This is a genomic window from Kineococcus endophyticus, assembly GCF_040796495.1.
Lineage (GTDB): Bacteria > Actinomycetota > Actinomycetes > Actinomycetales > Kineococcaceae > Kineococcus > Kineococcus endophyticus.
Genome location: NZ_JBFNQN010000004.1, coordinates 132,520 through 155,363, shown reverse-complemented (window position 1 = coordinate 155,363; position 22,844 = coordinate 132,520). Strand labels below are relative to the sequence as shown.

The following is a 22,844-nucleotide window of genomic DNA, read 5'->3' as shown; positions in this document are numbered from 1 at the left end:
CGGATCAGTGCTGGTGGTCGTGACCGGCCTGCGGAGTGGGCGGCACGGGCGGCTGCTCCCCCATCTCGTCGTAGGCCTGGGCGACGATGTCCCCGGCGCCGAGGCGCAGGCGCTCGACCCCGGTCTCGGCGGCGCGCGACGTGCGGATGCCGACCTTGGTGCCCCCGACCGCCAGGCGGCGCAGGGCGGCGGTCCCCCGGCCGTCACTGACGGCCTTGACCAGCCCGGCCGACGCGGCGGCGGTGAGCACGAGACGTCCGAGCGGAGCGGCGATCGGCAACACGGTTCCTCCTGGTGAGATCTGTTCTCATTGCACCACACCAGGGTCCGCGGCGCACGACCCTCGTTCCGACCAGCCTAGGCGACGGAGAACCGGAACTCCGTGACGGAACGGAACTCCTCCCCCGGCAGCAGGACGGTCGTCGGGAACTCCGGCCGGTTGGGCGCGTCGGGGAACGCCTGGGTCTCCAGGGCGAACCCCGAGCGCGGCCCGTACGCGGACCCCGCCTTGCCGACGAGGGTCCCCGCCAGCGACCCGCCGGTGAAGAACTGGACGCCCGGCTGGTCGGTGCGGACCTCCAGGGTCCGGCCGGAGACGGGTTCGGTGACGACGGCCGCGAGCGCCGGCGGCCGGGCCCCGCCGGGGACGTCGGCCAGGACGTAGCAGTGGTCGAAACCCTTCCCGCGCTGGAGCTGCTCGTCGTCCAGCTCGACGCGGTACCCGACCGGGACGGCCTCGCGCAGGTCGAACGGGGTCCCGGTCACGTCGCGGAACTCCCCCGTCGGCAGGCCGGCCTCGTCGACGGGCAGGAACCGGTCGGCGAGGACCTGGACGAGGTGGGGGTCGATGAGCCCGGACCCCTCGCCGGCGAGGTCGAAGTACGCGTGGTTCGTCAGGTTCAGGACCGTGGGGGCGTCCGTCGTCGCCGCGTAGGTGATCGTCAGCACCCCCTCGTGCAGCGCGTACGTGACGTGCACGGACAACCCGCCGGGGAACCCGTTGTCGCCGTCGGGGCTGAACAGGGAGAACCGGACGCCGTGGACGCCCTCGACGGGGTGCGCGGTCCACACCTTCTCCGAGAAGGGGTGCGGCCCACCGTGGATGGCGTTCCCGCGGTCGGTGGCGGGGATCGTGGCGCGCCGCCCGTCGAGGTCGAACGTCCCGCCGGCGATGCGGTTGGCGAACCGGCCGATCGTGGCGCCGAACGAGCGCCCCTTCCCGGTGTACGGCTCGAGTCCGGAGAACCCGAGGACGACGTCGGCGCGGACGCCGTCGCGGTCGGGAGCCAGCACGGACTGCAGCCGCGCGCCGTGCTCCACGAGGCCGACCTCGAGCGTGCCGTCCCGCAGGACCCAGCGGCCGACGGGGGTTCCGTCCGCCAGCCGCCCCCAGTCCGCCTGGTGCTCGACCTGCACGTCGGGTGCGCTCCGGTTCGTCACGCGGTGGACGCTACCGGCGGGTGGGCCCCTCGTCGCGGGGACGGCGCACGGCCGCGACGGCCGAGGAGAGCAGCGCGCCGGACCCTGCGACGAGCAGGACGCCCGCGGCCCAGACCTTCCAGTCCCAGCTGAGGCCGAACAGGACGTGGACCGCCACGGCCGCGCCGATGGCGGCGACGACCAGGCCGCCGAGGACGGCCCCGAGGTCGGGTCCGCGCGGCGGACGGGGCGCGGGTGAGGTGCCCGGGGTGGTCACGACGCCTCCAGGGTGGTCGAGCCGGCGGGGCCGATGCGGACCTCGCCGGTCCAGCCGGTGGCCCGGACCCGGGGGGTGCCGGCCGGGACGGTCCAGTCGGCGGGGTCGTCCCCGCGCACGGTGACGGCGCCTGCGAGCGCCGCGGCGCCGGGGCCGGCGGCGAAGACGCGCCGCAGGTTCACGCCGCCCGCGACGGCCGACGAGCCCTCCCGCCGCACCTGGCCGCCGATCGCGACGTCGCCCGGCGGGTCGTCCGTGACCTCGACGAGGTCGTCGCCGGGCTGCCAGCGCAGCGAACCGGCCAGGACGCTCACGTCGAGCAGGACGGTCCGGTCGGCGGGGACGACGACGTCCAGCCGGCCCGCGGCCACGGTCGCGGCGGCCGTGCCGTCCTCGAGCCCGCCCGGGTCGACGGCCAGGCGGCCGACGTAGGTGCTGAGGGCGGAGGTGCCCGTGGGCGCCCAGGTGCGGTCGGTGTCCCCGGTCCAGTTCCCGGCGGGCGGGGCGAGGGCGGTCGCGGCGGCGGCGAGCGCGACGGGCCAGGCGAGACCGACCAGGGCGGTGCGGCGGCCGCGCAGCCCGGCGAGCACGGCGCCCAGGCCGAGGACGACGGTGGCGGTGGCCGCGGCGAGGGGCAGGGTGCGCTCCTGCAGCGGCCGGGCGAGCGGCGTGCCGCTCCACGGGCCCGAGCCGGTGAGTAGGGACGCGACCACGACGAGGCCGACGGCCAGCAGGGCGAGGCCCAGGGTGGCGGTGGTCAGCAGCGGTGAGCCCGGACGGCGGGCGGCGCGGGCGCGGGCCGCCTTCTCGTAGGCCTCGCGCACCTTCTCCTCGGTCCTCGCGTGGACGGCCGCCGCGCGGGCCTGCTCGCGTGCGAGCCGGGCGGCGGCGCGACGTTCGGTGGGCGACCCGAACCCCGCTGCGGGACCCGACGGCTGGGCCGCGGTGGCCGGGGTGTCCTTGACGAGGGAGAGCGGCTGGGTCCGGGCGGTCTCGTCGGTGGGAGCCGGCGCCAGCTGGGCGTCGAGGGCGGCGCGGCGGGCGGGGTCGAGCGGCGGGACGCGGACGTCGCGCAGCAGCCACCACCCCAGGAGGGCCAGCAGCCCGGTGAGCAGGAAACCCCACCCGGGGCCGTCGAGGTTCTGGTTGAGCACCCCGAGCAGCGCGCGGGGCAGCACCACGTCGGCCAGGACCAGGGCCCCGGCGAGCAGGGCACCGCCCGAGACGTCACCGCGCAGGACGGCCTCGGCCTCGATGCGGCCGGGGGTGATCGGCACCGGGGCCGCCTCGGGGGACCCGTCGCCGGCGCTCGCGGACCGTCCGTCGGGCAGCAGGAGCCAGCAGGCCCCGTAGGCGGCCAGACCCAGGCCACCGACGACCGTCAGGGCGACGAGGACACCGCGCACGAGGAGGGGGTCCAGGCCGAGGCGTTCGGCCACGCCGCCGCAGACCCCCGCGAACCAGCGGTCCTGCGAGCGTTCGACGCCGCAGGACCGGACGGTCGCGAAGAACTTCGCGACCCCGCGCTGACCGGTCGTGGCTGTGCTGCTCACGGTCCGACCCTCCCACTCCGTCACGAGCCGGTGGTCAGAAGACCCAGCCGAGGCCGAGCAGTCCGTTGCCCAGGACGAGGTCGAGGACGACGAGGCCGACGGCCAGGGCGAGGGCGGCGGAGACGTCGCCGCGCTGGGCGGCCTGCGCCTCGATGCGGCCGGTGACGTCGGGCAGCAGCGCCCACGCGAGGCCGTAGAGGCCGAGGCCGATCCCGCCGAACAGCGCGAGGACGACGAAGCCGATGCGGACGGCGTTGACGTGGATGCCGGTGCGCTGGGCGATGCCCCCGGCGACGCCGGCGACCCAGCGGTCGCGGGACCGGACGAGGCCGGTGCGGCGGATCGAGGCGAAGAAGCGGTCGACGGCGGTGGGGCGGGCGGGCTGGCCCGAGTGCTGGTCCGAGTGCTGCTCGCTGTGGTCGCTCACGGGGGGCTCCTGTCCGGTGGTCTGCTGGGTCTTGTCGAAGCTGAGGTTCTCGCTGGAGTTCATGTCTCGAGACTGCTCGCCGGCGACCCCCGGCCACATCGGGGACGCCCCTGACCCGACCCTGAACTCCTGCGTCGGGGGGATCCCCCGGGTGCGGGTGCGTGTCACGATCGGCGGGTGCTGACGGCGACGACGAACCCCTCGGGCGGGTCGGAGGACGGGTCCCCCGTCCCCCGTCCGCCGCTCGTGCGCAGCACGGCCCACCGCCGGATCGCGGGCGTGGCCGCCGGGATCGCCGAGCACGTCGGGGTCCCGGCGTCGAAGGTGCGCACGGTGTTCGCCGCCTCGGCGTTCCTCGGCGGTTTCGGCGTCGTCCTCTACGTCGTGCTCTGGCTGCTGGTGCTCGACGACCGGCAGCGCGACCTGCCCGACGACCAGCGCCCCGACCCCGCGGGGTGGGTCCTCGCCCACCGCAACGCCCTCGTCGGGGTCGCCGTCGTCGTCGGGCTCGGGCTCGTCCCGGCCGTGAACCTCGTCGACGGGTCCGCCCGGTACGTCGTCCCCGTCCTCGTCGCCGGAACGGGGATCGTGCTGGCGTGGAGCCAGTTGGACGCGACCCGGCGGCGCCGGTTCGTGGAGGAGGCCGGCGACGGCCGCGGGGCCGTCGTGCGCGTCCTGGCCGGTGCGTCCCTCGTGGTCCTCGGGGCGGTGCTGTTCCCCGTCGTCGTCGGTGACGTGCGGCAGTTCTGGCGCTCGGCGCTGGCCGGGGTCGTCGTGCTGGGCGGGGTCGGGCTCGTCGCCGCGCCCTGGGTGGTGCGGTTGTGGCAGGACCTGGGCGCCGAACGCGCGGCGCTGGCCCGCGAGCAGCAGCGCGCCGAGTTCGCCGCCCACGTGCACGACTCGGTGCTGCAGACGCTGGCCCTCATCCAGAAGCGGTCGGCCGACGCCGGGGAGGTCGCGCGGCTGGCCCGGCGGCAGGAACGCGAACTGCGGCAGTGGTTGTACGGCGACCACGGCACGTCGGCCGGAACCCTCGGCGCGGCGCTGCGGGCGGCTGCGACCGAGGTCGAGGACGTGTCCGGGGCCGTCGTGGAGGTCGTCCTCGTGGGCGACCTGGACACCGCTGCGCTGGACCGCGGGACGACGGCCCTGGCCCAGGCCGCCCGCGAGGCCCTGCTGAACGCCGGTCGGCACGCGGGTGGGACGGTGTCCCTGTACGCCGAACCGGTCGGGGGTGGTGTCGAGGTGTTCGTGCGCGACCGCGGGGCCGGTTTCGACCTCGACGCGATCCCCGAGGACCGGCTGGGCGTGCGCGAGTCGATCGTCGGCCGCATGCAGCGCGCCGGGGGCTCGGCGACCATCCGCCGTCCCGCCGACGGGGGCACCGAGGTGGCCCTGCGGATCCCGGGCGGCGGCACGTGACGTTCCGAGAGGCGGGAGTTCCAGGGTGATCAAGGTCCTCGTCGTCGACGACCACCGGATGGTCCGGACGGGAGTGCGGGCGGAACTGTCGACCGCGGACGACCTCGAGGTCGTCGGGGAGGCCGCGGACGTCGCCGGGGCGGTCGCCGCCGTCGGGCGGTTGCGTCCCGACGTCGTGCTGCTCGACGTGCACCTGCCCGCCGGGCCGGACGAGAACCCCGCCCCGGGCGCCGGTTCGGGTGGGGCGCAGGTGCTCGCGCAGTGCGCCGAGTTCCTGGTGTCCGACCCGCCGGTGAGGTTCCTGGCCCTGTCCGTCTCCGACTCGGCCGACGACGTCATCGCCGTCATCCGCCGCGGCGCCCGCGGTTACGTCACGAAGACGATCAGCGGGGAGGACCTCGCCGCGGCCGTGCGGCGGGTCGCCGAGGGCGATGCCGTGTTCTCCCCCCGCCTGGCCGGTTTCGTCCTCGACGCGTTCGGCGCCGGTGCGGGTGAGGTCGCCGCGGCCGACGACGAGCTCGACCGCCTGTCGGCGCGCGAGCGGGAGGTCATGCGCCTCATCGCGCGCGGCTACGCCTACAAGGAGGTCGCGAAGGAGTTGTTCATCTCCGTGAAGACCGTCGAGACCCACGTGTCCGCGGTGCTGCGCAAGCTGCAGCTGTCGAACCGCAACGAGCTGACCCGCTGGGCCGCCGCCCGCCGCCTCCTCTGACTCGTCCCCTCGCTCCCGGCGAGGGAACGCCCCCAGCGGAGTGCTGGACGGGTGATGACCAGCGGCTGCCCGGACCCCACCTCGTAGCCGAGGTGCTGGATCAGCGACGCCGCCCTCTGCGCGTCCGGGACCTCGGGACCGCCTCGTAGCTGGCTTCCGGGCTGCCTGAGACGGGAAGGTCCGGGTACCAGGCGGGCTCGTAGCGACCTCCGGGCGGCACGGGGACGTGGCGGTTGCGCCGTTCCCGGTAGTGGTGACCGATGAGCGCGCGGATCAGACGCGGGTGGAAGCGGACCACGGGCTACCTCCTGGCTCGGTCGTGCCGAACTGTGCGGGTGCCAGCCACCCTGCCACCAGGAGGGGGCAAGGGGGCGCCGTGACCGCGATGCTCGTCCCGCCGATCGAGCCACGTCCTCGACGGTGCGAGGGCATCATGCGGAGATGAGCAGCACAGCCGCCGGGGCACCGGTGGGGCGACCCGTCTCGCTCGCCACGGTGCTGGCCGTGGCCCTGCTGCTCGGTGCGGTCGGGACGACGGCGTGGGTCGTGTGGCAACTCACCGCCGGCGGCCGCGCGCCGGTGGCCTTCCGGGAACGTCCCGCCCTGCCGCAGTGCACCCCGATCGCGGTTCCGCAAGGCCAGTCCGTCCCGGTGACCGTGCAGGAGTGCTTGCTGAGCCCTGACGCCCAGCGCACCGGCGCGGAGGTCCGGGTCACCTCGCTGACCACCGAGGGAGATCCGATCGAGGCCTACTACCGGGTACTGCCCGGCGGAACGGTGGAGGTCTTCACCGACGCCACCGCGGACTCTTTCGGCTCCGAGGGGTGGAGCCACACCCGCTGCCCCGACGTCGCGGCGCTGGCGACCTGGGAGCGATGCCGGCCAGCGTGAGCGACGTCCACGACGCGCCATCAGGGCCCTCCCGGATGAGGTTCCCGTCATCCGCGGTGCTGCGACTGAGGCGTCGACGCCGGACAAGGTGCTGCTCGACCTCGGCGGCCTGCAGATCAGCGCGGTGCTGAACCGGCGGTGGGCCCCCTCGGGAACCGGGGGACGACGTGGCGTGATGCGCGTCGATCGTGCGCACCCAGCACGCCCGGGCGTCGCGACGCTCCAGGTGCTTCCTCCCGACCCTCACTTGGCCTTGTAGACCCACTCCCAGTAGTTCGCCGTGCGCTGGTAGCAGGGCAGGGACTGCAGCCGCTGCTCCCGGCTGATGCGCAGGCGGTCGGCCTCGCACTGAGCCTGGGTGGTGGCCACCGTCCCGTACTTGTAGTTGGGGTACACGCGCGGTTCGGCCTGGGCAGCGCCACCGCCTGCCAACAGCAGACCTCCAGCGAGCCCCGTTGCGGTCAGGGTGACGGTGAGCCGTCGAGCGGTCAACATCGTCGTCATCTCCTAGGTCGCGCCATCACGGTCCGCCCGCACGGTAAGCCAGGGGGGTCACCGGTGTCACGGGGATCGCCTCACCCCTCTACCTGGTGGCGCAGGACGTGGTCGACCCCTGCGGGGTTGACCACAGGAAGCATCACGCGGCGAACGTCGCACGCCACCTCCGAGGACTACGCCGTGTGGGGTCAGGTCGTCCTTCCTGGTGGACGTCGTCGACGCTGAGCCGCCGGGTGCCCACGACCGACCGTGCGATCAGCCGAGATTGGTCTCGCGAGTCTGCCGTGGCGGACGCTCCCGGCGTCGCCGTGGTCGCAGTTTCCGCCGAAGGCACGGTGCGTCCGCATGCCGACGTCGTCTTCCACGACCAGCCCACAGGCGTCGCCGTCACCGTGCGGCACCCGACCGATCATTCGCTGCAGCAACGGATTTCGGGTCGCGGTGTTGGTTCGACACTGGTCGAATGCCCTCGACGACGTTTCGGCGGGAGCACCCGCCGGGAACACCCACAGCACCGGGAGAACGACCATGGGCCTTCTGAAGGGTCTCCTCAAGGGAGCCGTCCTCGGCAAGATCATCCAGAAGCTGACCGGTTCGGGGCAGCCGCGCCGCTGAACCCTGGCGCGGGGCGGGTCGCCTCCTCCAGCACCTCCAGGACGTGCCGGTAGGGCCGGCCCGTCGCCCGCGTCAGCCCCAGCTCGCACGTGCGGTTCGCCGAGCAGTGCGCGTCGAAGGACCGGGCGGTGACCTCGGCGGCCTCCCGCGCCGTCGCGCTCGCCGTCAGCTCGGGGTGCAGCAGCCCCCGGTCCCCCGCGTAGCCGCAGCAGCCCGCGTCCTGCGGGACGACGACCTCGTCCGCGACGTGTTCCGCGACGGCGACCATCGCGGGCAGCACCCCGAGGGCCGGCGGCGAGCAGGTCGGGTGCAGCACGAGGGATCCGAGGCGCCGGGTGACCGGCAGCCGGTCGAGCAGGCCGTCGGCGACGAACCGCGTGGCGTCGAGGACGCGCAACGGGGGCAGGGCCGGGCCGGCGGCCGGCGAACGCCACAACTGCAGCAAACCCTCCGTGCACGAGGACGCGTCGCAGACGACGGGCAGTTCCCCGCCGCGGGTGGCCTCGAGCAGGGCGGGTGCGACCCGGGACACGACCTCGTCGTAGCCGGCGCGCAAGCCCTTCGACTTCCACGGTGTCCCGCAGCAGGACGAGCCGGGATCGGCGAGGGTGGCCAGGCCGACACCGGCCCGTCCGCACAGCGCGACGAGGGCCGCGACGGCTCCTGAACCACCGCCCGACGGGCCGAAGAGCGTTCCGGTGCAGGCGGAGAAGAGCACCGCCTCGGTCGCCCCGCCACCGTCGAGGCGCGGCCGGGCCCGCCCGCCGCGGGGCAGCTCGGTGCCGTAGGAGGGGACCCGGTCGGCGCCGGCAACGGCCCGGGCGGTCCGGGCGGCGGCGCGCACCACGGGGGCGGGGACGCGGGCCGCGACGCTCAGAGCGGCGCTGCCGACCCGGGTCGCGACGTCCCAGTGCCGGGCGGCCCCCGCCCACGCACGGTCCAGGGGCGCTGGAACCTCCTCGGCCCGCAGGCGGCGCACCAGGTCACCGGTGTTGATGCCGACCGGGCACGCCTGCGCGCACAGCCCGTCGACGGCGCAGGTCTGCACCCCCGCGTACTCGTAGTCCTCGAGCAGGGAGGCGGCGAGGGCCTCGTCGCCGCGAGCGCGGGCCGCCTCCACCTCCCGGCGCAGCACGATGCGCTGGCGCGGGGTCAGGGTCAGGTCCTTGCTGGGGCAGGCGGGTTCGCAGTAACCGCACTCGACGCAGCGGTCGACCTCGGCCTCGACGGTCAGCGTCGTCTTGAGGTGGCGCAACCAGCCGTCCGGGTCGGCGTCGATGACGACGCCGGGGTTCAGCAACCCCTGCGGGTCGAACAACTCCTTGACCTCGACCATGAGGCGGTAGAGGTCGTCGCCGTACTGGCGGCGGACGAACGGGGCCATGGCGCGGCCCGTGCCGTGCTCGGCCTTGAGGGAACCCCCGGCGCCGAGCACCAGGTCGACGAGGTCGGCCGTGAAGCGCTGGTACCGGGCCAGGCAGACCGGGTCGTCGAAGCGCTCGTTGACGAGGAAGTGCAGGTTGCCGTCCTTGGCGTGCCCGAACACCACGGACCCCTCGTACCCGTGCTCCTCGAGCAGGCGGGTCAACCCGCGGCAGGTGTCGAGCAGTCGCTCGACGGGGACGACGACGTCCTCCAGCAGCGCCGTCGTGCCCGAGGGGCGCGCCCCGGCGACCGCCGGGTAGAGGCCCTTGCGGACGTGCCACAGGGCGGCGCGCCGCACGGGATCCGTCGTCAGGGACGCGGGCGAGACGAGGGGCAGCCCCGCCAGGACGGGGGCCGCGACGGCCTCGGCGGCGGCGAGGGCGTCCGGGGTGGCCGCCTGCAGTTCGACGAGGAGCGCGGCGTGGCCCACGACGTCGACGGCCGCGATCTCGGCCGGCACGTCGGCCAGGCCCTGCGCCACGACGAGCGAGGCCGCGTCCATGAGCTCGGCGGTGGCGACACCCGCCGCCACGAGCGCCGGCAGCGCGGCGGTGGCGTCGGCGAGGTCGTCGAAGACGAGCAGACCCGTTGCGACGCAGGGGTGAACCGGTACCGTCTCGAACGTCGCCTCGGCGACGAAACCCAGCGTCCCCTCGCTGCCCACGAGGAGGTGGGTGAGGATCTCCAGCGGGGTGTCGTGGTCGAGCAGGGCGTTGATGCCGTAGCCCATCGTGTTCTTCATCGAGAACTGCCGCCGCACCTCCGCGACGGCGGCCGGGTCGGCCAGCAGCCGTTTCCGCAGCGCCAGCAGGCCGGTGTGCAGGTCGGGCCGTTCCCGCAACAACCGCTCGCCGGCGTCAGGGGCGGCGGAGTCGACGACCGTGCCGTCGGCCAGCACGACCGTCATGGCGCGCATGGTCCGGTAGGTGTTCGCCGTCGTGCCGCAGGCCATCCCGCTGGAGTTGTTGGCGACCACTCCCCCGACGGTGCACGCGACCTCGCTGGCCGGGTCCGGGCCCAGGGCCCGCCGGTGCCGGGCCAGGCGGGAGTTCACCTCGCGGATCGTCGCCCCGGGTTGGGCCCGCACCGTGAGACCGTCCGGGCCGACGTCGACCCCGCGGAAACCGGCCCGGACGTCGAGCAGGAGCCCGTCGGTGACGGACTGCCCCGACAGGCTCGTCCCCCCGGACCGGAACGTGACGCCCAGGCCTTCGCGGCTCGCGCGGGCGAGCGCCGCGGCGACGCCGGCGACGTCGCGCACGGTCGCCACGACCTGCGGGACGAGGAGGTAGTGGGAGGCGTCGTGCGCGCGGGCGCGCCGGTCGAGGTCGCGCCGGCTGGCGGTGAGCCCCTCGGCCCACCGCTCCGAGCCCGGGGCCGACTCCAGCGGCGTGGTCGGCAGCGCGGTGCTGCGCAGGGGGAGGGGGCTGGTCACGGTCGACCTCCGTTCTCGGGCAGGGACAGGACGGTCACGGCGACGACGTGGTCGCGGTGCTCGCCGGGGAGCAGCACCGGCGCCCCGGCGTGCTCCCCGGACCGGTCGGGGCCGAACAGCGGTGCGGTCGAGGGTTCCACGGCCAGGGCCCAGCGCCCCCGCGTGGGGACCACCCACTGGTACACCCGCGGCAGCGACGCCGCGCTCCAGGCGACCTCGACGGTGAACCCGTGCGGGCTGGTGACCACGGCGCGGGCCGTCCCGGTGGCGTCGGCGGGAACGCCGCGGTGCTCGGCCACGGCCTCCACGAGCTCGTCGCACACCGGCGGCAGCCGCAGCGGTTCGGGCACCTGCGGGCAGGGCTCGCGCGGCAGCACCTCGGCGGCCCCGGTCGTGACGGTCGTGCCGGGGAGCACGAGCGGGGCCCCGAGGTTGACGTGGAACAGGACGGCGACGGGGCTCGGAACGGGACCGGTGTTGACGACCCGGTCGTGCACCACGACCCGCGGCCGGCCGGCGGCGTCGAAGCCGGTGGTGACGGTCCGCTCGGTGCGCAGCGACGGGCCGAAGAGGTCGGCACGCTCGACGTCGCCGGACACCACGACGCGCGCCGCCCCGCGCGCGGGGGTCGTGCGCACGTGCCGGGCGGGGGTGTGGTGGTGGTCGCCGTGCAGGCCGTGCCCGTCGCGCGGGGGGCCCGTGTTGGCCGGACCGCACGTCGTGATGAGGCCCCCGAGGAAGCGGGACGCCCAGTCGTCCCCGCGGGGACGGTCCAGGGCGCGGGCGTCGGAGGCGGCCGCGCGCCAGCTGAGCGGCAGCCCCGCGACGTGCGCGTCGCCGACGTCGAGCCCCCGGGCCGGCAGGACGTCGAGGGACAGGCCGCCCGCGACGCGGGCGTGCAGCACCCGGGCGTGGTCACCGCTGCCGGGGACGCCGAGCCGCTCGTGCACGTCGGCGACGGCGTCGTCGCTGGCCAGGAACCCGCCGGCCCGCAGCTCCTCCAACCCCGCCGGAGGCGTCACGGGCGCGGGGGCCGGGCGACGAGGACGCGGCCGCGACCGGTCAGGCGGACCCGCCCCGCGGCGGCCGGGACGAGGGTGGTCGCGCCGCGGGCCACCGGCGTGCAGCCACCGGACCCGGTGGCGACGACGTCGCCCTCGACGCCCACGAGGACCGCGAAACCGTCCTCGAGCTCGACGTCGGCCGGTCCGGACGGGCCGCCCACCGCCACCTCCTCGAGGCGGAACCACGCCTCGGCCCCCGCCGCCAGACCCGACGCCAGACCGGGAGCGGGCCGGCCCCGGACGACCAGCCGGGCGAGTGCCTCCTCGTCCAGCACCCGCGGGTCGACCGCGGTCAGGGCCGTGTCGAAGCCGAGCCCGAGGTGCCCGTGGACGCGGCCGTCGATCGCGAAGCCGCGCCACTCGAGCAGGATCGAGAGGTCCTCCGGCTGCTGGACCTCCACGAGCACGACGCCCTCGCCCACGGCGTGCAGGGTCCCGGGCGGCACGAGGACGCTGTCCCCCGCGGCGACGGGGACCTCGTGCAGCAGGTCGAGCAGGGCCGCGTCGTCCTGCTCGGCGACGGCGCGCGCCAGCTCGCCCGGCGCCACGGCGCGGCGCAGCCCGACGTGGACGACCCCGGGTTCCAGGACGTGCCACGCCTCGGCCTTGCCGTGCGCCGCACCGAGGTGGCGGGCGGCGAAGGCGTCGTCGGGGTGGACGTGCACCGGCAGCCGCTGCCCGGCGTCGAGCAGCTTGACCAGGAGCTGGGGGTCGGCTCCCCAGCGCGCGGCGTGGGCCGCCCCGAGCCAGCCGACGGGGTCCCGCTCGACGGCCTCGCGCAGCAGCTCACCGGACGGCAGGCGCGTCAGGCCGGTGGTGACCTCCCCGCGGACCGTGGTGACCGAGCCCACCCAGTCCTCCGGGGTGTGGGGTTCCCACGTGGCCTGCCCGCGGAAGGTGGCGAGCCGTTCACCCCCCGCGTAGAACCGGGCGCGGGGCTGGTTGGGCGGCAGCGGCAGCGGGGCCGCCGGTGCCGGGCCCACGCCGAGCAGGGCGGCAAGGTCCGGGTCGAGCGCGGCGACGTGCCCCGCGTCGGGTGTGACCCCCGAGACGACCGCCGCCGCGCACGCCCGGGCGAGACGCGCCGCCGCCTCGGGCCCGGCCCCCAGCGACAGGGCGTGCAGCAGCCCGGCGCTGGAGGCGTCGCCGGCTCCGTTGGTCGTGGTCGTCCGCTCCACGGCGAGCGCCGGCAGGTGCAGCGAGGCGCCGGCCCACCGCGCGGCGAGCGGGGCGAGGGCGCGTCCGCCGGCGGCCAGGCGCTCGGCCCCGGCGACCCGCAGCAGCGCCCCCTGGTCGCCCAGGGTGACGAGCACGACGGCGACCCCCCACGCGAGCAGCTGGTCCGCGAGCTCGTCGGCGAGGGCGAGGACCTCCGTCGCGCCGGCCGGGGCAGGCAGGCCCAGCGTGGAGGTGAGGTCGTCGAGGCTGGGGCTGAGCACGTCCGTCTGCGCGCAGGCGCGCTCCAGGAGGGACCGCCAGTCGAGCCGGCCGACGTCGGTCTGCCGGTCGACGACGCCGAGGTCGACGGAGGTGGTCGCCCCGGCCGCCCGCGCCCGGCCCCGCAGCGCGGCGAGGGGCCGGCCGTCGTCGGCCAGGAGGGCGGGCAGCAGCGCCGGGTAGCCCAGGTGCAGGAGGTCGAGACCGGTCACGTCGAGGCCGGCGCCGTCGAAGGTCGCGTTCGCGCCCGTGTGGTGCCAGAAGACGCGGTCAGCCCCGGGGGGCTGCACCACCACCGAGTAGGAGGTGGCGCCGGCCCGCACCTCGAGCGCGGGCCGCACGAGGGGATCGGTCAGACCGTCCCGCGCCACGCGACCCAGCTCGTCGTCGCCGACGGCCGCGTGCACGGACACGGGGTGCCCCAGGGCCGCCAGAGCGCGCGCGGTGTTCGCCGTGCACCCGCCGAGCGCCACGCCCAACGGCCCGACCTCGACCAGTTCACCGGGGACCAGGCGCGGCGTCCCGGGCAGGTCCGGGGTGAGGTCGACGCACAGGTGGCCAGCGAGGGCGATGGTGAGCACGGTGCTCCTCCCCTGCCCGCAGGCAGCCGTAGACAACGTTGTTCCGGGCTCGTACTGTGGCACACGCCGTCCTGCGGTGACCAGACCCGCGACGGGTACCACCACCCCCGAGGGCCGGAAACGGCCAGCTAGGCAGGAGCGATGACGCTGTTCCGGCTCAACCGCCTCTTCAACCCCACCTCCGGGCGGGCGCTCGACGTCGCCGTCGACCACGGGTTCTTCGGTGAGCGGTCCTTCCTCACCGGCATCGAGGACATGCGCTCCGTCGTCGCCACCCTCGTCGACGCCGGGCCCGACGCGGTCCAGCTGACCCTCGGCCAGGCGCGGCTGCTGCAGTCCGTGCCGGGCAAGGCCAAGCCGGCGCTCGTCCTGCGCACCGACGTCGCCAACGTGTACGGGAACCCGCTGGACACCCACGTGTTCAGCCGGCACGTCCCGCACGCGATCGAGGAGGCCGTCCGACTCGACGCCGTCGCCGTGTGCGTGAACCTCATGCAGCTGCCGGGCCGCCCCGAGATCCGCGAGGCCTGCATCCGCTCGATCGTCGACCTGCGGGCCGAGGCCACCCGCTACGGGATGCCTCTCATGGTCGAACCCCTCGTCATGGCCGACAACGCCGGCGGCGGGTACATGGTCGACGGGGACGTCGACAAGATCATGACGCTGGTCCGCCAGGCCGTCGAACTCGGCGCCGACCTCGTCAAGGCCGACCCCTGCGACGACGTCGAGGAGTACCACCGCGTCGTCGAGGTCGCCGGTGACGTGCCCGTCCTCGTCCGCGGTGGCGGGCGCGTCCCCGACGCGGAACTGCTCGAGCGCACCGCCGCCGTCCTGCGCGCCGGTGCGTCCGGCATCGTCTACGGCCGCAACGTCGTCCAGCACCCCGACCCGGCGGGCATCACCGCCGCGCTCATGGCCGTGCTCCACGACGGGACCTCCCCCGCCGAGGCGCTGGCCCGCCTGCAGGAGCGTGCCGCGTGAACGGGGTCCGTCCGCCGGAGAGCGTCGGGGTCGCCATCGTCGGCGGCGGTCTCATGGGCCGCGAGATCGCCGCGGCCCTGGGCCGCTGGCCGGCGCTCGTCGACCACCCCGTGACCCCCCGCCTGGTCGGCGTCGCCGACATCAACCCGGCGGCGCTGGAGTGGTTCCGCACCATCGACACCGTCGAGATCACCACGACCGACTACCGCGACCTGCTGGCCGACGACCGCGTCGACGTCGTCTACGTGGCCGTCCGCCACGACCTGCACCAGCAGATCTACGTCGACGTCGTCGAGGCCGGGAAGTCGTTGCTGGCCGAGAAGCCGTTCGGCATCGACGGCGACGCCGCGCGCGCGGTCCTGGCCGCCGTCGAGGCACACCCCGAGAGCTTCGTGCGCTGCTCCAGCGAGATGCCGTACTTCCCCGGCGCGCAGGTGGCGTTGCGCTACATCGCCTCCGGGGCCCTCGGCGAGATCGTCAGCGCACGCTGCTCCTTCCTGCACGCCAGCGACCTCGACCGGGCCAAACCCTCCAACTGGAAGCGGCAGGCGCGGTTCTGCGGCCAGGCGGGGGTGCTCAACGACCTCGGCATGCACACCTGGCACGTCCCGCTGCGTCTCGGCTGGAAGCCCGAACGGCTCTACGGCGTGCTGCAGGACGTCGTCACCGAACGGCCCGGGCCCGACGGGACACCCGTGCCCTGCGACACCTGGGACAACGCCGTCGTGCACAGCTGGGTCCCCCAGCCCGGGGGCAAGGAGTTCCCGCTGACCACCGAGACCAAGCGCATCGACCCGGGGCAGAAGAACACCTGGGAACTCGAGGCCATCGGCATGGACGGCAGCGTCCGGTTCAGCACCAAGAACCCCAAGTCGGTGCAGGTCTTCGGGATCGTCGACGTGCCGGGCACCGGTCGCGAGCAGGTCTGGCACCAGGTCGACGCGGGCAGCCAGTCGTGCTGGCCGACGGTGACCGGCCCGAACTTCGAGAGCGGTTTCTCCGACGCCATCCTGCAGATGTGGGCGGTGTTCCTCGCCGAGCGGCACGGTTCCCTCGGCGACCGCTTCGGCGCGGCCCGCCCGGAGGAGGCCGCCCTGACCCACGTCCTCTACGACGCGGCGATCACCTCCCACGCCGAGCGGCGGGTCGTCTCGCTGTGACGGACACCGTCCGGGGCGTCGGTGGACCGGCGACCCCGGGCGGACGGGTATGAATGGGGTCGTGACCAGCCGCCCCACCATGAACGACGTGGCTCGCGAGGCGGGCGTGGCGTTGAAGACGGTCTCCCGGTACGTCAACGGCGAGACGAACATCAACTCCGTCATGGCCGAGCGGATCGCCGAGGCCATCGCGCACCTGGGGTACCGGCGCAACCTCTCCGCCGCGAGCCTGCGCCCGGGGTGGACCAGCCGCACCATCGGGCTCGTGATCAGCGACCTCGCCAACCCCCACTGGGCGACGCTGGCCCGCGGCGTCGAACGCGCGGCGACCGACCGCGGCTACCTGCTGGTGACGGGCAGTTCAGAGGAGGACGGCGCTCGGCACGACGCCCTCGTGGACCGGATGCTCGACCAGCGCCTCGACGGCCTGGTCGTGGTCCCACCCCGCATCCCGGGGCGCGCGTGGGACTCCCTCGTCCCGCCGGTGCCGCCGGTGGTCTTCGTCGACCGCGTCGTCGACGTGCCCGGCGCCCGGTGCATCACCGCCGACGACCGGGGAGGCGCCGGGGAGGCCGTCGCCGCGCTGGCCGCCGGGGGCGCCCGGCGCATCGCGTTCGTCGGGGACTCCCTGGGGATCCCGGCGATGGCCGAGCGGCTGGCGGGTTACCGCGCCGCCCTGCAGGCCGCGGGCCTGGCCGAGGACCCGGCGCTGGTCCACGACGGGGCGCACTCGGCCGAACAGGCCGAGCGGATCGTGGGCACGCTGCTGACCTCCGCGCTCGCGTCGGCCGACGCGGTCTTCGCCGCCAACAACCGGTCCTCCCTCGGTGCGCTGCAGGCGTTCCGGGCCGCCGGCCGGCGGCTGCCCCTCATCGGGTTCGACGACTTCGAGGCCGCGATCCTGCTCGACCCACCCGTCTCGGTCGTCGGGCAGGACGTCGGCGCGATGGGGGCCGCGGCCGTGACGATCCTGCTGGACACCCTCGAGGGCGCCGCCGACGTCCCGTCCCGGGTGGTCGTCCCCACGACCCTGCACCTGCGCGGCTCGGAGCGCTGAGCCCCGAGCCGCCCGGGGAGGATCAGCGGCAGCTGTACCCGCCGTCGACGGCGAGCGCGACGCCCGTGACCATCGAGGCGGCGTCGCTGAGGAGGAAGAGGACGGGACCGGCGATCTCGTCCTCGGTGGCCCACCGGTGCAGGGGCATCGCGTCGAGGAACGGCCCCTGGACGTCGTCGCGTCCCCAGTACCAGGCCGACATGGGCGTCATGACGACCGTCGGGTTCACGCTGTTGACGCGGATCCCGTACTGCCCCAGCTCGAGCGCCGAGACGCGCGTCATGCCGTCGAGCGCCGCCTTGGAGGAGCCGTAGGAGATGTGCCCGGGCAGGGCGACGAGGGCGGCCTGGCTGGAGACGTTGACGATCGCCCCGCCGCGGCCGAGGCGCACCATGGACTGCGAGGCGTACTTGGTCACCAGCAGGGCACCGCGGGTGTTGATGCTGATGACCCGGTCGAAGACGTCGACGTCGGTGTCCATCGGGGTGGCGATCTCCCCGCCGTCGCCGGCGCAGTTGACGACGCCCCACAGGTCCAGGCCCTCCAGGGCTGCGCGAACGCTGTCGTGCGACTGCAGGTCGAAGGCCAGGGGGCGCGCGCCGGTCTGCGCGCAGATCGCCGCCAGCGACTCCTCGCTGCGGCCGGCGGCGATGACGTCGGCCCCCGCCGCCGCGAGCTGGCGCACGATCGCGCCGCCGATGCCGCCGGCGGCCCCGGTCACGAGCACGGTGCGCCCGGCGAAGTCGTGGGTGGTCACGGTCGGGGTGGGGCTGGTCGCGGGGGTGGTCACGGTCGAGCTCCTCGGAGGACGGGTCGGTGCGCGGCGGGTCGGATCGCGGACGGGCCCTCCTGCGGCCCGGACGGACCGCAGGAGGGCGGGGGGTCAGCTGCAGCTGGCCTTGTACAGGGCGGCCTGGCTCTCGGCGCTGGACAGGTTGTCCTTGGTGACGATGGTGAAACCGGTCTGGATCTTCGCCTCGGTGGGCTGCCCGTCGAGCGCGGCCACCGCCTGGTCGACGCCGTCCTTGCCGATGGTTCCCGGCTGCTGGGCGATGAGCGCCTGGACGGTGCCGTCCTCCAGCGCCTTGACCTGGTCCGGTCCGGCGTCGAACCCGACGATCTTGACGGTCCCGTCCTTGCCCGCCTGACGGACGCCGGTGGCGGCACCCTCGGCGGAGAACAGGTTCGTGGCGAAGATGCCGACGATGTCGGGGTCCTTGGCCAGCGCGGCCGTCACGAGCTGGGCGGCCGTGGCGGGGTCGTTCTTGGAGTACTGCACGCCTGCGCTGGGGTACTTCCCGTCCGCGGTGGCCGCCTCGGTGAACCCCTTGGTGCGGGCCTCGGTCGTGCTGATGCCGGGCTGGTTGTCGATGACGAGGACCTTGCCGCCGTTCGGCGCGAGCTGCTTGATGGCGTCGAAGGCCGCCTTGCCGCCACCCTCGTTGTCCGAGGAGATCTGCGAGACCGCCATCGACGGGTCGCTGACGGTGGTGTCGACCAGGACGATCTTGATGCCGGCCGCGGCGGCCTGCTGCAGGGGCTGCTGCATGGCCGTGACGTCCGTGGGGGCGATGAGGATCGCGTCGGGCTTGGCCGCGATCGCCGAGGTGAGGATCGGGGTCTGCAGGGTGGGGTCGAACTTCTGCGGGCCCTGGGTGTCCAGGGTCGCCCCCTTGGCCTTGGCCTCCGCCTCGGCGGCGCACTGCATGGAGATGTAGAAGTTGTCCCCGGCCACGCCCTGGATGAAGGTGAGCTTCTTCCCACCACCCCCGCCCGCCGCCGAGCCGGTGGCCCCGGCGGGCGCATTGCCCTCCGCTGCACCGCAGGCGGTCACGGTCAGGGCCGCAGCGACCAGGGCGATGGACAGAACGACGCTGTTCTTGCGCACTCTCAGTTTCCCTTCGAAGAGCCGCGCCCGAGGCGGGCGAGGACGGACTGGCGGGGTTTGCCGGACTGGGCGTCGGCCCGGCGCTTCTGGTCGAGCCAGACGGCGGCGACCAGGACGATGCCGACGACGACCTGCTGCCAGAACGGCTGGACGCCGACGATGACGAAACCGCTCTGCAGGGTGGTGGGGATGAACAGGCCGATGACGGTGCCGAACACGGTGCCGAACCCGCCGAACAGGCTGGTGCCGCCGATGACGACGCCGGCGATGACGTTGAGGTTGGTGTTCGACTGCCCGCCGATGGTCGTGGACTGGAAGAACGCGAGGTTCAGCAGACCGGCGAAACCGGCGAGCAGACCGGCGAACGCGTAGACCTTGATGAGCTGACGGTCGACCTTGACGCCGGTGCGGCGACCGGCCTCGATGTTGGAACCGACCGCGTAGGTGAAGAGCCCGAACCGGGTCTTGTGCAGCAGGACCATGCCGAGCACGACGACCACCGCGGCGATGACCGAGAGCAGGGGCACCTGGCCGACGACGTTCCCGAAACCGACCGAGTCGACCAGGACCGTCGGCGCGGCGCGCAGGTCGATGCCGCCGGTGATGATCTGGGCGAACCCGAGGGCGGCGCCGAAGGTGCCGAGCGTGACGATCAGCGGTGGCACCTTGGCCTTGGCGATGAGCACGCCGTTGAGCAGGCCCCAGGCCAGCCCGCTGCCGGCCGCGACGAGGAGGCCGAGCGCGGCCACGCCCCACCCCTGCCCGCCGGCCGCCTCCATGGTCTTGCTGGCGACGACGCCGGCGAAGACCAGCACGCTGCCGATCGAGAGGTCGATGCCGCCGGTGATGATGACGAAGGTCATCCCGACGCCCAGCACGGCCAGGATCGAGGTGTTCACCACGATGGACCGGATGTTGTAGGCGGACAGGAACGACTGGGGCGCCAGCGTCCCGAAGACGACGACGATGACGAAGAGGATCAGCACGATCTGCAGGGCCTGCAGGCCCAGCACGCGCTGGAGGCGGCGGGGACGGTCCTCGGTGGTGGCGGGGGCCCGTCCGGTGGTCACGGTCACGGTGAGGTCCTCCCGGGACGAGGGGGTGACGGCCGGGCCGTCCTGGCGCTTGAGCGAGGTCCTCATGCCGCCGGCTCCTGCACGTCGAGGGCACCGGTCATGGCGCCCACCAGCTGCTCCACGCTGGAGTCCTTCGCGGCGTACGTGGCGACGCGGCGACCGTGGCGCATCACCTGCACGCGGTCGCTCACCTCGAGGACGTGCGGCATGGAGTGGCTGATGAAGACGACGCCGATGCCCTCGTCGCGGACGCGGCGGATGAGGTCGAGGACCCCCTTGGTCTGCACGACGCCGAGGGCCGCGGTGGGTTCGTCGAGGAAGATGACCTTGCTGGCCCACGCGGCCGCGCGGGCCACGGCGATGGACTGCTTCTGCCCGCCGGACATGGCGCCGATGGGACCGGTGAAGTTGCGCACCGTGGACCCGAGGCTGGCGAAGCTCTTCGCCCCGGCCTCCCGCATCGCGGCGGTGTCCATGAAGCCGAGCTTGCCCAGCAGGCCCTTCCGCATGACCTCGCGGCCGAGGTAGAGGTTCTGGATCGGGTCCAGGTGCGGCGCGAGGGCCAGGTCCTGGAACACCGTCTCGATGCCGAGCGCGCGGGCCTGGATCGGGTCCCCGAGGACGACGGGGCGCCCGTCGAACCAGATGCCTCCGCCGTCCGGTTGCTCGCTGCCGGAGAGCATCCGCACCAGCGTCGACTTGCCGGCGCCGTTGTCGCCGATGAGCGCGACGACCTCGCCGGCCGCCACGTCGAAGTCGGCGCCCTGCAGCGCCTTGACCTGGCCGTACTGCTTGGTGAGCCCTTCGGCCCTGAACAGCGGTTCTGACACGTCTCACTCCTTCGTGGATCGTTCGGTCGACCAAGACAACGTTGTTTCCGCGGGTGGAGTCGAGCAGGGGCCCGCAGCGCTGTCAAGGTGTCGACGAGGGACCACAGCGGTTGACCCATGTCATGACACCGATGTCATCGCCCTTGGCAGTAGAGAACCAGGGCATGACACCCGTGTCAAGGGGGCCACCCTTCCGGGTGCGGCTCCGGCAGCGGGCGGCGCCGTCAGGGCCGGGGGGACTCCCAGACCACGCGCCCGCCGCCGTCCGGCACCGTCCACGGGAAGAGCTCGACGAGGTCCTGCGGCGACCGGCAGGAGGAGCGTTCCAGCAGGCGCACCGGCAGCGTCACGTGCTGCGCGGGGCTCTCGAGGGGCCCGTCCAGCCGCGCCACGGCCCGTTCGGCGGCCAGCCGCCCCAGGGACGCGGGGTCCTGGTCGACCACCGTCAGAGCCGGCGAGAGCATGGCGGCCATCGGGAAGTCCCCGAAGGCGGTGATCGCCAGCCGCCGCCCCACCAGGGCCGGCACGAGGGCCATGGTCGTCTCCGCGTCGGAGGAGAACAGGGCCGTCGGCGCCGCCTCCAGCGCCTCGAGCCGCTGGACGGCCCGCAGTGCACCGCCCGACGTCAGGCTGCTCAGCTGGACGAGCTCCTCGTCGGCGGGGAGGCCGGCCTCGGCCAGGGCGGCCCGGTACCCGACGAGACGGCTCGCGGTCGTGGAGGCCGAGGTCGAGTTGCCGATGAAGGCGATGCGCCGGTGGCCCCGCCCGACGAGGTGCGCCGTCGCCGCCCGGGCACCGCCCTCGTCGTCCTCGACGAAGCAGTCGGCGTCCAGCCCCCGGGGCGGCCGGTCCACGAAGACGAGGGGCAGCTTGCCCGCCCAGCGCGCTAGGTAGCCCTGGTCGTCGGCCGTCGGCGCCATGACGAGGGCCCCGAGCTGCCGCTTGAGCAGGGACTCCACCCGCCCCTCCTCGTGCGCGCCCTCGCCGCCGAGGCTGGTGACGACGACCGACATGTCGTGCCGGGACGCGACCTGCTCCACCCCGCCGACGATGGAGGCGAAGAACGGGTCCGAGATGCTCGGCACGGCGACGCCGATGACCGGGGAGCGCCCGTCGCGGAAGGTGCGCGCCAGCATGTTCGGCGTGTAGTTCAGCTGCGCGAGGGCGTCGGAGACCCGGTCGCGGGTCTCCGGCAGCACGTGCGGGTCGTCGTTGAAGACGCGCGAGACGGTCTTCACGCTGACCCCCGCACGCAGCGCCACGTCACGCATGGTCGCCACCGGCGCCCACCTCCCTCTCAGCACGACCGACCTCGTCCGGTGCCCGCGACCTCCGGTCGTCGACCCGACCGGGTCCGGGAAAGACCTACCACGCGCACCACCTCCCGATACCGCACGCCCGCCCCGCCGCGGCCGGTGGTGCTCCGGCACCTCGGTGCGGCAGCATGAGCAGCACCATGACACCGATGACATCGTCGGAGGCGCAGCGCGCCCCCCACCCCCAGCCGCCCCTCGCCGTCGTGGTGACGGGACCGGCCGGCGTGGGCAAGAGCACGGCGGCCGCGGCGCTGGCGCGCCACCTGGGAGCGGCGCTGCTCGACCTCGACTCGGCGACAGCCCCGCTGCTGCAGGTCGTCGCCGGGCTGATGGGGTCCACCGACCCCGACGACGTCGACCTGGCGCGCGCCACCCGGACGGCGCGGTACGAGGGGATGACCGGCCTGGCCGAGGACTGCCTGCGCTGCGGCACCCCCGTCGTGCTCGTGGCCCCGTACACCGCCGAGCGGACCCGTCCTGCCGCCTGGGCGGAACTGGAGGCCCGCCTGCGGCAGGCGGGCGGGAACCCGTCCATGGTCTGGCTGCACGCCCCCCTGGACGTGCTGCGCGAGCGCATCCTGGGGCGGGCCGCCCAGCGCGACAGCTCCAAGCTCGCCGACCTCCAGGCGCACCTGGCCAGGGTCGACCTCACTCCCCCGGTCGTGCCGCACCTCGCGGTGGACGCCCGCCTGCCCCTCGACGTCGAGGGGCTCACCGCGGCGCTGCGCGGGGCGTGACGCCGAGGGCGCCCCGCCGGTCCGCAGGCCGGGTGGGCGCCCC

21 protein-coding genes are annotated in these 22,844 nt (G+C 74.6%); 7 read left to right on the top strand and 14 right to left on the bottom strand.

The window, feature by feature from the left end:
• Nucleotides 1-4: 4 nt before the first annotated feature.
• The 5 genes from AB1207_RS06840 to AB1207_RS06820 all read right to left on the bottom strand — a co-directional run bounded on the left by AB1207_RS06840 (nt 5) and on the right by AB1207_RS06820 (nt 3,739).
• Entirely contained in the window at nt 5-283 is a 279-nt protein-coding gene (locus AB1207_RS06840; protein WP_367637174.1) for a DUF1490 family protein, read from the bottom strand.
• Nucleotides 284-357: 74 nt separating this feature from the next.
• The gene (locus tag AB1207_RS06835) at nt 358-1,440 is read right to left on the bottom strand and encodes an aldose epimerase family protein (protein WP_367637172.1); all 1,083 of its coding nucleotides are present in this window, start codon (nt 1,438-1,440) and stop codon (nt 358-360) included.
• A 10-nt stretch (nt 1,441-1,450) separates the two neighbouring features.
• The gene (locus tag AB1207_RS06830; RefSeq protein WP_367637171.1) at nt 1,451-1,696 is read right to left on the bottom strand and encodes a hypothetical protein; all 246 of its coding nucleotides are present in this window, start codon (nt 1,694-1,696) and stop codon (nt 1,451-1,453) included.
• Nucleotides 1,693-3,249 carry a PspC domain-containing protein gene (locus AB1207_RS06825; protein WP_367637170.1) on the bottom strand — a complete coding sequence of 519 codons (1,557 nt, stop codon included), beginning with the start codon at nt 3,247-3,249 and terminating at the stop codon, nt 1,693-1,695. The genes AB1207_RS06830 and AB1207_RS06825 overlap by 4 nt, the downstream gene beginning before the upstream one ends.
• A gap of 34 nt (nt 3,250-3,283) precedes the next feature.
• Complete coding sequence (locus AB1207_RS06820) at nt 3,284-3,739, bottom strand: PspC domain-containing protein (protein ID WP_367637168.1); 456 nt, start codon at nt 3,737-3,739, stop codon at nt 3,284-3,286.
• A 114-nt stretch (nt 3,740-3,853) separates the two neighbouring features.
• Between AB1207_RS06820 and AB1207_RS06815 the strand changes: the two genes are divergently transcribed.
• The 3 genes from AB1207_RS06815 to AB1207_RS06805 all read left to right on the top strand — a co-directional run bounded on the left by AB1207_RS06815 (nt 3,854) and on the right by AB1207_RS06805 (nt 6,701).
• Entirely contained in the window at nt 3,854-5,098 is a 1,245-nt protein-coding gene (locus AB1207_RS06815) for an ATP-binding protein (RefSeq protein WP_367637166.1), read from the top strand.
• 25 nt (nt 5,099-5,123) lie between these two features.
• The gene (locus AB1207_RS06810; RefSeq protein ID WP_367637164.1) at nt 5,124-5,810 is read left to right on the top strand and encodes a LuxR C-terminal-related transcriptional regulator; all 687 of its coding nucleotides are present in this window, start codon (nt 5,124-5,126) and stop codon (nt 5,808-5,810) included.
• 441 nt (nt 5,811-6,251) lie between these two features.
• A complete protein-coding gene (locus AB1207_RS06805; protein ID WP_367637162.1) occupies nt 6,252-6,701 on the top strand; it encodes a hypothetical protein in 450 nt (149 codons plus the stop codon).
• Nucleotides 6,702-6,944: 243 nt separating this feature from the next.
• Here AB1207_RS06805 and AB1207_RS06800 read toward each other — a convergent pair whose 3' ends face one another.
• The 4 genes from AB1207_RS06800 to AB1207_RS06785 all read right to left on the bottom strand — a co-directional run bounded on the left by AB1207_RS06800 (nt 6,945) and on the right by AB1207_RS06785 (nt 13,756).
• Nucleotides 6,945-7,205, bottom strand: coding sequence for a hypothetical protein (locus tag AB1207_RS06800; protein WP_367637160.1), 261 nt, complete (start codon nt 7,203-7,205; stop codon nt 6,945-6,947).
• A gap of 568 nt (nt 7,206-7,773) precedes the next feature.
• Nucleotides 7,774-10,674, bottom strand: a complete 2,901-nt coding sequence (locus AB1207_RS06795) for an FAD-binding and (Fe-S)-binding domain-containing protein (protein WP_367637159.1) — start codon at nt 10,672-10,674, stop codon at nt 7,774-7,776.
• A complete protein-coding gene (locus tag AB1207_RS06790; protein WP_367637158.1) occupies nt 10,671-11,696 on the bottom strand; it encodes a DUF4432 family protein in 1,026 nt (341 codons plus the stop codon). The genes AB1207_RS06795 and AB1207_RS06790 overlap by 4 nt, the downstream gene beginning before the upstream one ends.
• On the bottom strand, nt 11,693-13,756 hold the full coding sequence (locus AB1207_RS06785) for a PfkB family carbohydrate kinase (protein WP_367637157.1): 2,064 nt from the start codon (nt 13,754-13,756) through the stop codon (nt 11,693-11,695). The genes AB1207_RS06790 and AB1207_RS06785 overlap by 4 nt, the downstream gene beginning before the upstream one ends.
• A gap of 141 nt (nt 13,757-13,897) precedes the next feature.
• On the opposite strand from AB1207_RS06785, the gene AB1207_RS06780 reads away from it, so the two are divergent.
• The 3 genes from AB1207_RS06780 to AB1207_RS06770 all read left to right on the top strand — a co-directional run bounded on the left by AB1207_RS06780 (nt 13,898) and on the right by AB1207_RS06770 (nt 16,954).
• Nucleotides 13,898-14,737 (top strand): class I fructose-bisphosphate aldolase, encoded by an 840-nt coding sequence (locus AB1207_RS06780; protein ID WP_367637156.1) that lies wholly within the window; start codon nt 13,898-13,900, stop codon nt 14,735-14,737.
• Nucleotides 14,734-15,897 carry a Gfo/Idh/MocA family protein gene (locus AB1207_RS06775; protein ID WP_367637155.1) on the top strand — a complete coding sequence of 388 codons (1,164 nt, stop codon included), beginning with the start codon at nt 14,734-14,736 and terminating at the stop codon, nt 15,895-15,897. Before AB1207_RS06780 ends, AB1207_RS06775 begins: the two co-directional genes overlap by 4 nt.
• A gap of 61 nt (nt 15,898-15,958) precedes the next feature.
• Nucleotides 15,959-16,954 carry a LacI family DNA-binding transcriptional regulator gene (locus AB1207_RS06770; RefSeq protein WP_367637153.1) on the top strand — a complete coding sequence of 332 codons (996 nt, stop codon included), beginning with the start codon at nt 15,959-15,961 and terminating at the stop codon, nt 16,952-16,954.
• Nucleotides 16,955-16,976: 22 nt separating this feature from the next.
• On the opposite strand, the gene AB1207_RS06765 is transcribed toward AB1207_RS06770, so the two are convergent.
• From AB1207_RS06765 to AB1207_RS06745, 5 genes are all read right to left on the bottom strand, one after another.
• On the bottom strand, nt 16,977-17,711 hold the full coding sequence (locus AB1207_RS06765; RefSeq protein WP_367637410.1) for an SDR family oxidoreductase: 735 nt from the start codon (nt 17,709-17,711) through the stop codon (nt 16,977-16,979).
• Between the two features lie 126 nt (nt 17,712-17,837).
• A complete protein-coding gene (locus AB1207_RS06760) occupies nt 17,838-18,842 on the bottom strand; it encodes an ABC transporter substrate-binding protein (protein WP_367637152.1) in 1,005 nt (334 codons plus the stop codon).
• Between the two features lie 2 nt (nt 18,843-18,844).
• Complete coding sequence (locus AB1207_RS06755) at nt 18,845-19,984, bottom strand: ABC transporter permease (protein ID WP_367637151.1); 1,140 nt, start codon at nt 19,982-19,984, stop codon at nt 18,845-18,847.
• Nucleotides 19,981-20,748, bottom strand: coding sequence for an ATP-binding cassette domain-containing protein (locus AB1207_RS06750; RefSeq protein WP_367637149.1), 768 nt, complete (start codon nt 20,746-20,748; stop codon nt 19,981-19,983). The genes AB1207_RS06755 and AB1207_RS06750 overlap by 4 nt, the downstream gene beginning before the upstream one ends.
• Before the next feature lie 224 nt (nt 20,749-20,972).
• Nucleotides 20,973-22,019, bottom strand: a complete 1,047-nt coding sequence (locus AB1207_RS06745; protein WP_367637409.1) for a LacI family DNA-binding transcriptional regulator — start codon at nt 22,017-22,019, stop codon at nt 20,973-20,975.
• Between the two features lie 194 nt (nt 22,020-22,213).
• Between AB1207_RS06745 and AB1207_RS06740 the strand changes: the two genes are divergently transcribed.
• Nucleotides 22,214-22,801: a P-loop nucleotide/nucleoside kinase family protein gene (locus AB1207_RS06740; RefSeq protein ID WP_367637148.1), complete on the top strand. Its 588-nt coding sequence runs from the start codon at nt 22,214-22,216 to the stop codon at nt 22,799-22,801.
• The last annotated feature ends 43 nt before the right edge of the window (nt 22,802-22,844 follow it).